General features: G+C 61.9%; 13 protein-coding genes and 7 pseudogenes. 7 read left to right on the plus strand and 13 right to left on the minus strand.

From position 1 onward, the window contains the following. Positions 1-10: 10 nt before the first annotated feature. From IB262_RS33835 to IB262_RS33845, 3 genes are all read right to left on the minus strand, one after another. On the minus strand, positions 11-478 hold the full coding sequence (locus tag IB262_RS33835; RefSeq protein ID WP_060581929.1) for a DUF2271 domain-containing protein: 468 nt from the start codon (positions 476-478) through the stop codon (positions 11-13). Between the two features lie 263 nt (positions 479-741). Beyond that, positions 742-1,257 (minus strand): cytochrome b, encoded by a 516-nt coding sequence (locus IB262_RS33840; protein ID WP_060581928.1) that lies wholly within the window; start codon positions 1,255-1,257, stop codon positions 742-744. Positions 1,258-1,311: 54 nt separating this feature from the next. Next, positions 1,312-1,707: a PepSY domain-containing protein gene (locus IB262_RS33845; protein ID WP_112597211.1), complete on the minus strand. Its 396-nt coding sequence runs from the start codon at positions 1,705-1,707 to the stop codon at positions 1,312-1,314. Positions 1,708-1,853: 146 nt separating this feature from the next. Here IB262_RS33845 and IB262_RS33850 point away from each other — a divergent pair, with 146 nt between their 5' ends. The 5 genes and pseudogenes from IB262_RS33850 (at position 1,854) to IB262_RS36550 (ending at position 6,109) form a co-directional block, all read left to right on the plus strand. Further along, positions 1,854-2,513, plus strand: a complete 660-nt coding sequence (locus IB262_RS33850; protein ID WP_060581926.1) for a response regulator transcription factor — start codon at positions 1,854-1,856, stop codon at positions 2,511-2,513. Then, a complete protein-coding gene (locus IB262_RS33855; RefSeq protein WP_060581925.1) occupies positions 2,510-3,838 on the plus strand; it encodes an ATP-binding protein in 1,329 nt (442 codons plus the stop codon). The genes IB262_RS33850 and IB262_RS33855 overlap by 4 nt, the downstream gene beginning before the upstream one ends. A gap of 44 nt (positions 3,839-3,882) precedes the next feature. After that, positions 3,883-5,148, plus strand: coding sequence for an MgtC/SapB family protein (locus IB262_RS33860; protein WP_060581924.1), 1,266 nt, complete (start codon positions 3,883-3,885; stop codon positions 5,146-5,148). A 321-nt stretch (positions 5,149-5,469) separates the two neighbouring features. Then, positions 5,470-5,894, plus strand: a pseudogene (locus tag IB262_RS36545) (PduL/EutD family phosphate acyltransferase); the annotation flags it as partial. 38 nt (positions 5,895-5,932) lie between these two features. Next, the gene (locus IB262_RS36550; RefSeq protein ID WP_246812644.1) at positions 5,933-6,109 is read left to right on the plus strand and encodes a PduL/EutD family phosphate acyltransferase; all 177 of its coding nucleotides are present in this window, start codon (positions 5,933-5,935) and stop codon (positions 6,107-6,109) included. Positions 6,110-6,218: 109 nt separating this feature from the next. Here IB262_RS36550 and IB262_RS33870 read toward each other — a convergent pair whose 3' ends face one another. From IB262_RS33870 to IB262_RS36275, 9 genes and pseudogenes are all read right to left on the minus strand, one after another. After that, positions 6,219-6,458: a DUF465 domain-containing protein gene (locus IB262_RS33870; protein ID WP_023513018.1), complete on the minus strand. Its 240-nt coding sequence runs from the start codon at positions 6,456-6,458 to the stop codon at positions 6,219-6,221. 35 nt (positions 6,459-6,493) lie between these two features. After that, the gene (locus IB262_RS33875; RefSeq protein ID WP_192494485.1) at positions 6,494-6,880 is read right to left on the minus strand and encodes a hypothetical protein; all 387 of its coding nucleotides are present in this window, start codon (positions 6,878-6,880) and stop codon (positions 6,494-6,496) included. Positions 6,881-6,981: 101 nt separating this feature from the next. After that, positions 6,982-7,185, minus strand: a pseudogene (locus tag IB262_RS33880) (MBL fold metallo-hydrolase); the annotation flags it as partial. Positions 7,186-7,252: 67 nt separating this feature from the next. Continuing rightward, positions 7,253-9,169 (minus strand): annotated as a pseudogene (locus tag IB262_RS33885) (cation-translocating P-type ATPase). Between the two features lie 62 nt (positions 9,170-9,231). After that, positions 9,232-9,846: a VIT family protein gene (locus IB262_RS33890; RefSeq protein WP_246802822.1), complete on the minus strand. Its 615-nt coding sequence runs from the start codon at positions 9,844-9,846 to the stop codon at positions 9,232-9,234. A gap of 362 nt (positions 9,847-10,208) precedes the next feature. Continuing rightward, positions 10,209-10,526, minus strand: coding sequence for a PepSY domain-containing protein (locus IB262_RS33895; RefSeq protein ID WP_060581920.1), 318 nt, complete (start codon positions 10,524-10,526; stop codon positions 10,209-10,211). 141 nt (positions 10,527-10,667) lie between these two features. Beyond that, positions 10,668-11,015 (minus strand): annotated as a pseudogene (locus IB262_RS36810) (ABC transporter ATP-binding protein); the annotation flags it as partial. Beyond that, positions 11,014-11,295: pseudogene (locus IB262_RS33905) on the minus strand (phosphoketolase); the annotation flags it as partial. The pseudogenes IB262_RS36810 and IB262_RS33905, both read right to left, overlap by 2 nt. A gap of 24 nt (positions 11,296-11,319) precedes the next feature. Next, positions 11,320-11,907, minus strand: a pseudogene (locus tag IB262_RS36275) (transposase); the annotation flags it as partial. 62 nt (positions 11,908-11,969) lie between these two features. Here IB262_RS36275 and IB262_RS33910 point away from each other — a divergent pair. Both IB262_RS33910 and IB262_RS33915 read left to right on the plus strand, forming a co-directional pair. After that, positions 11,970-12,665: pseudogene (locus tag IB262_RS33910) on the plus strand (IS6 family transposase). Positions 12,666-12,780: 115 nt separating this feature from the next. Beyond that, positions 12,781-13,011: a hypothetical protein gene (locus IB262_RS33915; RefSeq protein ID WP_060581917.1), complete on the plus strand. Its 231-nt coding sequence runs from the start codon at positions 12,781-12,783 to the stop codon at positions 13,009-13,011. A 288-nt stretch (positions 13,012-13,299) separates the two neighbouring features. On the opposite strand, the gene IB262_RS33920 is transcribed toward IB262_RS33915, so the two are convergent. Continuing rightward, complete coding sequence (locus IB262_RS33920) at positions 13,300-13,944, minus strand: helix-turn-helix domain-containing protein (protein WP_060581916.1); 645 nt, start codon at positions 13,942-13,944, stop codon at positions 13,300-13,302. Between the last annotated feature and the right edge of the window lie 147 nt (positions 13,945-14,091).

Below are 14,091 nucleotides of genomic sequence, written 5' to 3' on the forward strand. Positions count from 1 at the left end.
CCTTCACCGCCTAGAAGGAGTAGGCAACGGTCGAAACGTAGCGTCGACCGCGAACGGGCGTCTTCGCGCTCGCAACCGTCAGGGGAACGGCGACCTCGTTGGGGCTGTCACGCATGTCCTCCACGGCTGCGTCGACATGCAGCGTGTAACCTGCGTCGAAAAGCGCATCGGCAAGGTCGAGCGAGATCTCCAGGGTGCGCCCCGCACCGACGCTGGCCCCGGTAATGCCGTCGATACCGGCGCGGCCGCCAGTGGCGCGATACCAACCCGAAAGATGCTCGTAATATTTGGACTTTCCGCCAGCGACCCAGAGCGTGCCGGCATATTTGCCCTGGGGATCGGTGACATAGAGCGCGAGATACGCGCCGTCGCCGCCATAGTTGGTCAGCGTTGTGGTCAATGTCACCGGCCGGGCCATGGCGAGGCCGGGCAGCGTGAGGGCGGTTGTCATGGCGAGAACTGAGAGAAGCGATTTCATGTCGGCTTGCCTTTTGCGAGGAAACGGTGTCCGGGTCGTCACAGAGCGCCGACCCGTCCTCGTCACTGTGGCGAAGACGCCTGAGGGCTGCCTGACGGTCATCGGGATTTTCCGTCAGCACTTCGTCAGGAAGCATCGGAAACGGTCAGGTCCGCAGATGCAGGAGCGGCCGGCCTGTCGGCAGGCCAGCCGCGAAAGCTCCGGGGACTGAACAAGACGGCAGCCAGCCACGCTCCGTTCGGGCGCGTGTTTCTGCCACTGCGTCAGCGTGGGGACATCCGCTGCAGCGTCCCGTCGCGCAGGACGTACTGGTGCCAGACCGCCATCGCGGCATGCAGTCCGGCGAGGTAGAGGATGATCGTGCCGGCATTCTCATGAATGTCCGCGATCAGGCCCGGTGCGCCCTGCACCCGCTCGGTGATCGCCGGAAGCTGGAAGCCGAAGAAGGAAACGGGAACACCGAGGCGCGAGGCAGCGCACCAACCGCTCAACGGCAGGGCAATCAGGAAGAGATACAGCAGCGCATGTCCGGCTTTGGCGGCAAGGGCGAGACGGCCATTGGACTGGGGCGCGTCCGGGTTTCCGCCCACAAGGCGCAGGATCAAGCGCGGAAGCACCAGGACGAGCACGGCCAACCCGAACGAGAAATGCAGCAAGGGCGGGTTTTCGGCCATATGACGGCCTCCCGTCGAGGTCAGCCAGGCCCCGAGGATCAGCAGGGCCGTCAGCCAGTGGATGACGATCATGCTTCTGGAATAACGGGCCGGATCATGAGGCATGGCGGAATCTCCTTGCGACGGTCGCAGTGCTTGAGCGACAGCGAGATGGGACTGCTACTTGATGGTGGTTTTGGGCCGCACGGTCGCCCCGAGCAGGGTGTTGGAGGATGTCCCACCTACGGCGTCGTTCTCCGAGGCTGGCGGCCGCTGACGCCTCGATCCGTGACGGTCGTCATCGCGATCCCTGTGCCGGAACTTGACGATTTCGAGGGTTTCCGGATCGACCTTGGCCTTGAAAGCCAGGCCGTTCCGGTCTGTTCCCCGGATTTCGTAACAGCCGTCGTCGATCTTGATCCTGGCAACGGCCCAGCCTTGACCGGCGGCCATTGTCTCGACCGCTTCCCGCGGCTTCCATCGATCCATCGAGACATGGCAATCGTCGTCGTCAGCCTTAGCGATACCGGGACCGGAGAACGCCAGAACGAGAATCGCGGCCAGCAAATGTTTCATCGTTTCATTGTTCCTGATCAACGCGCTTTCGGGGGAACCATGGCACGCTTTCCTGACGAACGCCTGAAGCGGCGTTGGGCCGGTCTTCAACAAACCGACAGCATCGGACGCTAGGTAGGAGGATGGCGAGTCGGGGTGACCTTGGGATGAGAGTTCTACTGATCGAAGATGATGCAATCCTCGGAAAGGCCGTGCGCGAGCAGGTCGCGACCCTCCACTCGGTGGACTGGGTGACACGGCTCGATGCGGCGCGCGAACATCTCCAAAGCGCGGCATACGATCTCATCCTGCTCGACCTGATGCTCCCGGACGGATTGGGCATCGTCTTTCTCAAAAAGCTTCGAGCCGAGGGCAGCGTGACGCCGGTCATCATCCTGACGGCGCTCGACCAGATCTCCGACCGCATCGCGGGCCTCGATGCCGGCGCCGATGACTACATGATCAAGCCGTTCGATCTGTCGGAACTCTCTTCGCGGCTGAATGCCGTGGCGCGGCGATACAGCGGCAACCCGAATCCTCTCATCGAGATCGGCGATCTGCGCGTCGATCTCGCCGCCCGGACCGTGATGCACGGCGCGCGCCCTGTCGAGCTTACCGGTCGCGAATGGGCGCTGTTCGAAGCATTTCTGCAGCGGCCCGGCATCGCGATGACCAAGGCGCAGCTCGAAGACCGGCTCTATGCGTTCGGCGCAGAGGTCGAGAGCAATACGATCGAGGTTCACGTCAGCAGACTGCGAAAGAAGCTCGGCCACGGCGCGATCGATACGGTGCGGGGCATCGGGTATCGTCTTGGAACGGCAAGATGATGCGGCCCAGAAGCCTGCAATGGCGGCTGTCGCTATGGCTGGGGCTGGGGCTGACGGTGTTGTGGGCACTTGCCGCGGTCGTGACCGCGCAGATGCTGCGCCATGAAATGGACAAGGTGTTCGACAGCGCCCTCGAAGAGACGGCGCAACGCATCCTGCCGCTTGCGGCGATCGAGATCATCGGCCGCGATACCGACGACACCGAACAGCGCGTTGCCACGCTCCGACAGCACGACGAGTATTTCACCTACGTCGTGCGCGATGCGGCGGGCAAGGTTCTGCTGCGATCGCACAGCGCCGACCTCGCTGCATTCCCGCCGTTTTCCGGGATGGGCTTTGCCACGACGCCGACGCACCGCCTCTACTCCGACGCGACCCTCCAGCAGAACCTGACCATCACCATCGCTGAGCCCCTGTCGCATCGCCGGACGACCGCCGGACGATTGTTGCTCGGGCTGAGCCTGCCGCTCGCCGTCATTGTCCCGCTCGGCTTGATAGGCATCTGGGTCATTGTCCGGCTGTCCATGACCCCGGTTCGGACCTTCCGCTCGCAGATCGAAGCGCGCGGCAGCGGTGATCTGACACCCATCGACGCGGAGGACCTGCCTTCGGAGATCGGCCCCGTCGCCAAAGCGGTCAACCACCTCCTGGACCGATTGACGCGTACCTTGCAGGCCGAGCGCAGTCTCGCGGCCAAATCGGCCCATGAACTGCGGACACCGGTGGCTGCGGCACTGGCGCAGGCGCAGCGCATGATCGCGCAAGCGCCGGACGACGCCACGCGTGAGCGCGCCGAGGATATGCAGATCGCCTTGCGGCGCCTTTCCCGCCTCACCGAGAAACTCATGCAACTGGCGAGAGCCGAGGGCGGACGCCTTCTCGCCGAGGCGCCGGTCGCGATCGGCGCCATCCTGCGGATGGTTGTGAGCGAATTCGACGGGCAGGCCGAGACGGCAGGGCGCATCGACTTGGCACTGCCAGACGCGCCGGTGTTCGCAAGCATCGACGCCGACGCCTTCGCCATCCTGGCCCGGAACCTGATCGAAAACGCCCTCAAGCATGGCGTGCGGGACGAGCCAGTCGCCGTCACCTTGTCGGCAGACGGCTGTCTGCGCGTCACGAACGCCGGCCCGGTCGTGCCTTCCGCAGTGCTTGCGCGGCTGAGCGAGCCCTTCGAGCGCGGTCAGGCTCTGGTGCGAGGGGCCGGCCTCGGGCTCGCCATCGCCCGGACCATCGCTGCCGGAACAAATGGGCGGATAGAACTCCAATCCCCCGCGAGCGGCAGAATTGACGGGTTTGAGGCAAGGTTCTTCATAGACAAATGATCATCGACATCGACGCCAGATGCTGAAAGGCAACTCGGGAGACTATGGACACTGACGCCCTGCTCAGCCGCCTTGCGATATCGCTTTCGATCGGTCTGCTGATCGGCCTGGAGCATGGATGGCGTACCCGCAACGAGGAAGACCATCAGCGAGCGGCAGGTCTACGAACGTTCGCGCTGACCGGTCTCACCGGCGGCATTACCGGCGCCCTGGCCCGGCAGTTCGACTCAGGCCTCGTGATCGGTCTTGTCTTCCTGGGATTCACCGCGGCATTCACCTCCTATCACTGGCTCGAAGCGCGGGCCGAACGAAATTACAGCGCGACATCCGTCGTCGCCGGCATAGCCACGTTCCTGCTGGGAACGCTTGCCGTCGTCGGCGACCTTGCAGCCGGCATCGCGGGGGCTGTTGCCACGGCTGTGCTGCTTGCCCTGCGCGAGCCGTTGCATCGTTGGGTCGCATCGCTGAGCTGGAATGAGATCCGGTCGGGCCTGACGCTTCTGGCAATGACCTTTCTCATGCTGCCGATCCTGCCGAACAGGCCGGTCGATCCCTGGGGCACCGTGAATCCATATGAGATCTGGTTGCTGACCATCCTGATTGCCGCAGTCTCCTTCGCCGGCTACGTCGCTGTCCGCGTGTTCGGGGACCGGCTTGGGGTCCTGATGACGGCGATTGCGGGCGGGCTCGCCTCTTCGACAGCGACGACCTTGACGCTGGCAAGGCTTGCCCGCCGACACCCCGAGTCCAGCACGCTGCTTTCCTGCGGCGTGCTTCTTTCCGGCTTGACCATGATCATCCGCGTCGCAGTCGTGGCGACGGCCTTGAACCAAAGCTTGCTTCCGCACCTCAAATGGCCGTTCCTCATCGGCGGTGGCGTGCTCGCCATCGGCGCCGGGCTCCTGCTGTTGCAGAGTCGCGGCTCCTCCGAACAGCCGGAACTTACGATCACCAACCCCCTGGAATTGGCGCCCGCCCTGAAAATGGGGACGCTCATCACCATGGTCATGGTGGTGTCGCATCTGCTTCAGCAGTCATTCGGGAATGCGGGCGTCCTGGTGACAGCCGCCGCTTCGGGGATCGCCGATGTGGATGCGATTTCGATCTCCATGGCCCGCCTGGCGTCGCATTCGATCGAGCCCGGTCTTGCGGCGGATGCGATCCTGATCGCCGTGGCCATGAATACACTTGTCAAAGCCGTGATGGCGGCATGGGTCGGAGGCTCAAGGATCGGCGGGCGCGTCGGCGCCCTTAGTGTGCTCGGCCTTGCGACCGGCACGGCAGCGTCTCTGTATATTGGCCGTCTGTGAACTGAGGCCCAGCAACCAACAACTTTGCCAGGGCCTGAACGCACTTCGGCGCATCACCCCGCAGACCACGGAACACTTTTCAACGATCAGGGAAACTGAATGAAAATTCTCGTCTTGAACGCCGGCAGCTCCAGTCTCAAATTCGGTGTATTCGATATCGCCTCGATGCGAAGGCGCATCTGCGACGGCCTTGCGTTCATGGGGGTGCAACTCGACTTCGACCGCAATGACGCGCCGGATCTATCCGACCATGCCGCTCCGCAAACTCAGTCCTACGGCTCGCGTGTTCGTGTCATCGTGACGGAAACGGCAGAGCAATTGATGATCGCTCGCGAGACGGCGCATGCGCTTGCCCGTAAAGCGCCGGCCACTGAAACGATCCCGGTGGCCGTTTCCGGTCGTCACGTCCATTTTCGGCCGCAGCCGTCGAAACTTTGTTCGGCAAGGACTACCTTGAGGCGGACAAAGCCGCTCCGCCAACCGGGGCATTGGGCAGCGCAAGAGCGGGTAACACTGGAAGGTCCGAAAGAAAGACTGGAGCGGGTTGCTATTCTCGGACCGTTGTGGGAGCGTCGGCAAGTGGAGGTCTCACGTACCGACAGCTTCGTGCTCGGCATCGACGTGCCGTTGCGCGAAAGCGGCCAGCTTGACGGAACACCTTCTGTGACATTGATCGGCCCGGCCGGCAAGCTCTTGAGTGACGGGCTGATCGTGGCGGCGCGCCACATCCATGCCACCCCGCAGGACGCGGCCAGGCTTGGCCTCGCGGACCGGGAATTGATCGATGTGCGCGTCGGTGCACGGCGCCCGCGGACTGACCTTTACGCAAGTTCTGGCACTCGTCGGCGAGAAGGCATTCACCGAAATGCACATCGAAACCGACGAGGCAAACGCTGCCGGTATCGCCGCCTTCGGTGAGGGGGAGATTGCGGCCGGGCATGCAGCCACACTCGGGCCTTGATGGTCGGTCTGGTCGGCTGTAGGCGATGGTTTCGGGGAAAGTGGTGTCACTGATCTCCCCGAAACCGGGTAATGCAAGCGGGGCAGCAAAACGCGGCCTCGCTGTCCCGTCACGCGTTGCGGAGCGATGCCACGATCTTGTCTTTTAGCATCAGCCGCTGGCGGCGCAGATCGGCCTCGGCTGCTTCAGAAATGGCGTCGAGACGTGTCTCGGACCGATGAATCTTGTCGTTCACCGCGTCATATTCCGTCAAAACATGCGCAAACTCGGGGCTTTTCGCCTTCAGGGCATGAATGGCGTCCATCTGGTCCGGGAATTCGTCGCCAAGAGTGTGAGGTGTATTCGACAAGGTTCTTTCTCCTTTTCTGCAATTTCGCCCCGGCGTCAGGGCTTTTCGACGCGCGCGACCTGATAGGTGACAAACGCGCCTTCCCGCCCGACCGAGATGTATTCGCCAAGTCGGAAGCATTCCTCGCCCAGGCGGAAACCGATCTCGTCGTCCCGATCACCCGGCTCGTAATCGAAATACCACTGCCCGCCGGGCTTGCGCCGCAACAGCCCGATGCGGGCCGTCTTACCGTCCCGGAAATATCGGACGCGACAGGCGTCGCGAGATTTCTTCCATTCGAGCGGATCAAGGAACCCTTCGTGGTTGAGCGGAACCAGAAGATCATAGCCTACTGCCCGATCTCCCTCCGGATGATCTTTGCCGCGAGTGAGAACCAACCGCACGTGGCGGAAACTTGAGGGTAGTTCTTCTGCCTTGACCACAATCCGATCCTTGATTTTCCCCCTGATACGCCATTGGCAAAGGACCTTTCTTGATCTGGCGCAAGTGAGACGAGGCATGTGTTATCCGATGCCGGCGACTATCCGGAATGGTCGAGATGAGCATGCGTCAGGATGACCGCGTCGATCGCCCCCGGATGAACCGGAAGCTTCTCCCAGTTCAGCTCGCGCAGGTTCTTGGGTCCCTCGAACAGTCCGTCGATAAGGATGCGGTGACCGTCGTGTGTAAGGAGATGTTTCGACCCGGTTACGGTTCCGGCCGCGCCGAGCCATGTCAAAGTCAGCATTTGTGTACCTTTGCGGTTTTTTAGGACAGGGAAGGTCTGGCTGCCGACCTATCAGCACTGGGGCCGATCATGGTGTGGTGGGCGAGGTGGCCCGCGATCCGGACGTGCTGCCTGCTCGATCCTGGAGCTCAGATTGACGAGAACGGTGGAAGTTCCCGTCGCCGGTGCGGATTCCGTCCGACAGGAGGCGTAGACCATTCAGCACGACCAGAACGGTACCGCCTTCGTGTCCGATCACCGCGAGCGGAAGCGGCAGGTCGAAGAACAGGCCGCCGGTCACGAGCAGCAGCATCGCGCCGATCGCGACGACGAGATTCTGTCGGATGATGACGCCGTCCGCCGTGCCAGCCGGTGCGCATCGGCCAGCTTCTTCATGTCTTCCGACAACAGGGCGACGTCGGCGGCCTGCAGTGCGACGTCCGACCCCGCCGCTCCCATCGCGATGCCGACATCGGCACGAGCCAATGCGGCGGCATCGTTGACGCCATCGCCAACGAAAGCGACCTTGCCACCACGCGCGAGGTCGCCGACCTGGAGCACCTTGTCCTGCGGCAGCATCTCGGCATGAACTCGTCGGGCGCAAGGCCAAGTTCCGCACCGATGCGCAAGGCCACCGGCCTGCGGTCGCCGGTCATCATGACGATGCGGTTGATACCACCGGCGCGAAGCGCGGCCAGCGCCGGGGCTGAGCTGGCTCTTGCTTCGTCCGCAACACTGACCGCCCCCAGAACGGTCGCACCGCGCCCGAGATAGACCACGGTTTGAGCGCTGTCGGCGAGTTCCCGGAACGCGACATGATCCACCGAGGCACCCATCTCTCCGACGAGGTGGGCATTGCCGGCCCATATCGGGCCGAAGGTATCGTAGCCGACGATACCGGCGCTCGGATGGGAGGTCACGTCCACGACCGCTGCCGGCTCAACGCCATGAACCAGAGCCTCACGACGGATGGCGGCAGCGATATGATGCTCGGAATGCGCTTCCAGCCCGGCAAAGAGCGAAAGGAAACGGCGATCCTCACCATCCAGGGCGAAAATGCGCGTGACCTCCGCACGTCCATTGGTCAGGGTCCCGGTCTTGTCAAAGGCGAAGGTATCGACAGCGGCGAGCGTTTCAAGCGCACCGCCCCCCTTGAACAGCACGCCGCCTCGCGCCGCGGCGGAGAGCGCCGACAGGATCGCTGCCGGGACCGATATCACGATCGCGCAGGGACTGGCGGCGACCAGCAGGGTCGCGGCCTTGTAGAGGGGCTGCTCCCAGTCGCGGCCAAGCCAATAGAAGACCGCAAGGGCCAGAGCGGAGCCCAGCAGGACACCGACGGTATAACGCTGGCCGAACCACGCGCTGAAGCGCTCGGATGGCGCCTTCGCTTCCTGCGCCTCGGTGACGAGCTGGATCATGCGCGCGATCGTGCTGTCGCCGACCGTCCTGGTGACGGTCACGTCAAGGACCCCGTCAAGATTGACGGTCGCCTCGAAGACCTGGTCGCCGGTTCCTTGGAGACCGGCATCGACTCACCGGTGATATTGGCCTCGTCGATCCCGCCGTGGCCATACAGGATCACACCGTCTGTCGGCACGCGTCCGCCCGGACGCAGCACCACCACATCGCCGACGGCAAGCTCCGCAGCGGGAACCTCCACGACGGTGCCATCCTCCCTTTTGCGGAAAGCCGTCTCCGGCCGGAGCGCCATGAGCGCCTCAACAGCCCGGCGTGCGCGTCCCAAAGCCTGATGTTCGAGCGTGGTCGACACGCTGAAGAGCGTCAGCAGCACCGCGCCTTCGAACGGCGCCCCGACGATCGCCGCCGCCACGGCCGCGACGACCATCAGCAGATCGATGTCGAGGATATGATCGCGCCACAACGCCGTCAGGGCGCTCCAGGTGGCGGGAAGCCCGCCGGCTAAATAGACCATCACCAGACCGGGCGACCTTAGAATGGAAAGCCCTTCCGCCGCCGGCCAGGTCCCGATGACGGCCAGCATCATCCCGAGGACCGCAATTGCCGACATGACGGTCTGGAAATCGAACGACACGCGTTTCATCGTCACACCGCCCGGCCGATCAGGGAGCCGATCAATGCGGTCGAGGCCATCGCGACGGCGCCCCAGAACACCACCCGGATGGTCGGTTTCGAGATGCTGGCGCCGCCCGCCCGTGCCCCGATTGCGCCGAGGATGGCAAGACCGATGAGGCAAGCAAGGGATACGGTCCATGCAGCCGTTCCGGCCGGCGCAAGCAGGGCGACGATCAACGGCAAAGCGGCGCCCGCCGCAAACGTGACCGCCGAGGTCAGCGCGGCTTGAACCGGTCTTGCCATCACATGGCTCGCCAATCCGAGTTCGTCCCGCCCATGGGCTTCGAAGGCATCCTTCGCCATCATCTGTTCGGCGACCTGCCGGGCCAGATCCGGGGCCACGCCGCGCTGCTCGTAGATCGCGGCTAGCTCGGCCAGTTCGGCCTCCGGCTGCGTCCCCAGTTCGTGACGCTCCCGCGCCATGTCGGCCTCCTCGGTATCGGCCTGCGAGCTGACGGACACATATTCGCCCGCGGCCATCGACATCGCCCCGGCCACCAGACCGGCCACGCCGGCAACAAGGATCTCATGTGAGGCGTTGGTCGCCGTCGCGACACCGACGATCAGGCTCGACGTCGAGATCAACCCGTCATTGGCGCCCAGTCCAGCCGCCCGAAGCCAGCCTATGCTTGTGAAGGGCGCGCATCATTGGTGCTCCGGGCAGTGATGTCTGTGCAGCGGGATGATGCTGCATCGACGCAACCTCATTCCGTGATGGAAAACGCAGCGAGATATTCAGTTTAGAATTATTCTAATTAAAGGATCGTTTCAAGATACATCCGGCCTTTGGAACCTCACTCGCCAACTACGCGGTCTACGGCCATTGAGCGATCACCAGATCCCGGCAGGTCTGCGATCAAGACCAAGATCGCTCGCCCGCCGGGCGGCCCGGTGTCACCCACAGATAGACAGCTTCGAGGCCAAGCCCACTCGCAACGCAACCATCGCTAGTCCAATTCCGTCTCCGGCGACGTACCGATGGTGCTGCCATCGCCGAAGCGCTTGACGCTGCCATCGACGACCTCGAGCGTTGCGGGATCGATCTTCACCTTGAGGACGTTTCCGCTGGTGTCAGTGACACGAAGTTCGTAGCAGCCATCGTCGATCTTCATCTTGTCGATGGTCCATCCGAAGTCGCCCGCAAGCTTCCCGAGCGCTTCGAAGGATTGCCTCTTCTGAGGCGGAACGTCGCACACTTCTCCAGCAAACGCGGACGTTGCCGGAAGCGCCGCGAGCAGTGCAAGCACTGCCAATGTCTTTCTCATGATTTATTCTCCTGGGCTGTGTGTTGTTGATGGAGGAAATCATGCACAGAGGGACTGACGGGCTACTGACGATCGGCAGGAATTGTCGTCAGCTTCCGGTCAGCAAACACCGCCACAGTTGCAGCGGCAAGATAATCGTTCTCACGGGCCTGTGTCGAAGCCGCGCCCTTCGCCTGCTTCTTCGTGGGTGAACCGTCGCGGATGTGGTAGATGCGCCTGAGGGTGGGGATGATCTTTTCGTCGTGCGTGACGACGATGATCGCCGTTCCGAATTTGATAGCCATGTCGTTGTGGATCCGGATCACGGCCGGCAAGCATGGGAAGCAGGGCGACATTGTCGGTCACGTCCAAAAAGGGAATGAGGTAAGGCGCCTGGAAGACAAAGCCGATTTTGTCGCGCCTCAACGCGCGCAGATCGCGGATCTTCCATCAATCGTCATAGATCAGCTCGTCGCCGAGAGTCATGCGTCCACCGCTCGGGTCGACAACCGGGGAAGGAGAACTGCCGGAACAGCGCCTTCAGCCCCGCCTCGTCCTCGCCGATCTCGGGATAGACCTGCGAATAGGTACCTTCCAGATAGGTATTGGCCACAATGCCCGGCCCGCCGTGGCCGGGGCCGCCGATATAGAGGACATCGGCATCGCGCATCCGGATGATGCGGTTGAGATGGGCATAGATGAAGTTGAGGCTCGGCGTCGTACCCCAGTGGCCGATAAGGCGCGGCTTCACATGCTCCGCCTTCAAAGGCTCGCGGAGCAACGGATGTCGTTTGGCATTTAACTGGGGTCTGCCTCACTTTGTGTGGAGATCGGCCGATTTGATTGGCATCATTCGCGCTCTTAGAAGTTCTGAACCCGCTCGGCCATACATTGCGCACTTGATCGTCTTCAGTCGGTTAATCTGACCCCCGCCTGACCATTGCTCCAGGAGATGGCGTTACAGACGGCGTCTATATCGCCGCGAGGAACCCGGGCAAAACGGGCCGGGAGAATGAGGCCAGAATGAATGGCATCATCGATCCATTCTTCGAGTTTCGCCGAAGTCCGGCCATGAAATATTCCGCGAAATCGCATGGAGAAGCTGCGCAAAACAGCAAACGTCTGTGATCCGTGTTTGAGGGCATCCACTTTCCGTGCTTGATTGGATGGTAAGCGCGCCGCGCGGCTTGATGCAAAGAGTAGCGGTGACAACCGGTGCGATCAAATGACCGCTTTGCGGATCACGCACAGGCGCATTGTCAAGTGTTCTGGCGGCGAGCCCAATCCGAGCCGGCGCCGCATCACCATTATCCACTTCCGGCCTCTCGACGCTGCGCCAGGTCGCCAGGAGGCGTTCAAGATTGGAAAAGCTGCCGGTGTATCCGCGGCTCTTGATGTCATGAAGCGGTGATGTCACGTTATTTGCGGCTTAACGGTTGATGGCTATCGGTCGGTGATGAATTCATCGATCGTCAGCTACAAGAACCACCGTTTCCCGCCGCAGATCATCGCCCGCGCGGTGTGGCTGTATTTCCGGTTCCCGTTGAGCCTGCGGCTGGTCGAGGAAATGCTGCTGGAGCGTGGCATTATCGTGTCCTATGAAACGATCCGGCGATGGGGCCGCAAGTTCGGGCCGGCCTATGCCAAACAACTGCGCAGAAAGAAGCCGTCACGAAAAGATGTCTGACATCTGGACGAAGTGGTCATCTCCATCGCGGGTCGAAAGCATTGGCTATGGCGAGCGGTCGACCAAGACGGGTACGTTCTCGACGAAATCGTTCAGGCTCGTCGTGATACGAAGGCGGCCAAGCGATTGCTGGTGAGGCTGCTGAAGAAGCAATGCCTCACGCCGGAGCGGATCATCACCGACAAACTGCGCTCGTATGGAGCGGCCAAGGGGAGGCGATGCCGAGCGTCGAACACCGATCGCACGAGGGCCTGAACAATCGGGCGGAAAATTCACACCTGCCGCTGCGAAAACGAGAGCGGGTGATGCAGGGTTTCCGATCCGCGGGCGGCTTGCAGCGATTCATATCAGTGTTTTCGGCGGTCAGAAATCTTTTCGTCCCGCAATCACAGAAGCGTTCTGCCCTGTGCACCCAAATTCACCGGATGCGGGCAATGGCCCAGTGGAAGGCCATAACCGGCATCGCCGCCTGACTCGATGGAAAGTGTTTCATCAGGCTTCAGTCAAACAACGTGACATTACCGGCAGATGCCATCGCAAGTCTTAACTGTTACGTACTTCCCTTCCGCACGTAATAAGCAATGATGTTTGCCGGACGTCGCGCCACGCCATCGCGAGCAGTTGCGGGGCGCGATGGACGAACGCATCTGTGAGCTTTTCGAGGCCTACGCATTGGCATCGACGACACTCGACAAGCTCGAGCGAGAGATGACGAGGCGTGAGCACTTGATAGATGAGTATCGTCAGATCTGCCTGGATTTGCAGGCGGACGTGATGACGATGCTCGCGCTGAGAAAGGGTAAGTCGTATCGTCGCTGATGAGCGGTCGTTTGTGTAAGCGACAACTTCGTCGAGAGAGAAACCGAGGAACCGGACGAGCCCGTAAAGGGCTAACAGACGAATCCCTCATCTTCCAGCCTCGTGAGGTGGCGGGTGTAGCCATCTAAGCCGTCCATCCTGTGCAGAGAATCGTCGGATTGGACGGCGACGGCAACCAGCGCCGCGGCTCTTATGCGGTAGCGAGGTCCAAGGATAATGCGGGCGTCACGACCTTGCTAGGCTTGCTACCCAATCGGGGCCCATCGTCGCGGCGATGCGTCATCTTGTCTATTCGCCCATGCGACGGAGCGCCGTGAGGTTCAAGACTTTTACGCAACGCGTGCTCTCGAGCCGGATGATTCCCATAGCGCGCAGCTTCGAAAAGCTCCGTGAAACCGTTTCGATTGTCATACCGAGATAGTCGCCGATATCTGTTCGGGTCATTGGCAGGTCGATCGTGCCGTTTGCGCCTTGACGTTCGAAAAGGTCAACGAGGAAGACGGCCACTTTTTCAAGCGCGTTCTGTTTTCCGACGACCAGAAGATGTTCCTGCGCCCGCACCATGCTCTCCAGCGCCAGCGCCATCAATTCGGGAGTACCATGGCCTGTTTCTTCGATGGCGACGGTGGTCAAACCCGTGGGCACGATGCTTTCAGCAAAGAAGCTACGCATGGCCCTCGCTTCGAAGCCGAAGGTTTCTCCGGCAACGTGAAACGCCACGACCTGCCGGCGTCCGTCGGCGAGGAGACGGAAAATCCGAACCGCGCCGTACTCGATCCGATAGAGCGCACCCGCCAGTTCGCCTTGGGCATAGATTTCGGTTTCTGCGTCGTAGAATGCGACCGGGCGCGGCCGAGCAAACGACCGACCAACAAGGCTGGCAGCGGCATTAAAGCCGAAGGAGGAGGCGATGGAAGCGGTAGAAGCGTGCATGGGACCGACCCTTTGTTGATGGTCAGATCATGACGAAGCATGGCCGCGTGCGAAATTCGTTCGTTCCACTACGCATTACTACGTAGTGCGGCCAAGGCCGCGATGACATCGGGGCCGGAAAGAGGTTTGTGAAGGACAAGAATGTTC

The sequence above is a fragment of the Ensifer sp. ENS02 genome (genome assembly GCF_014851885.1).
Classification (GTDB): Bacteria; Pseudomonadota; Alphaproteobacteria; order Rhizobiales; family Rhizobiaceae; genus Ensifer; species Ensifer adhaerens.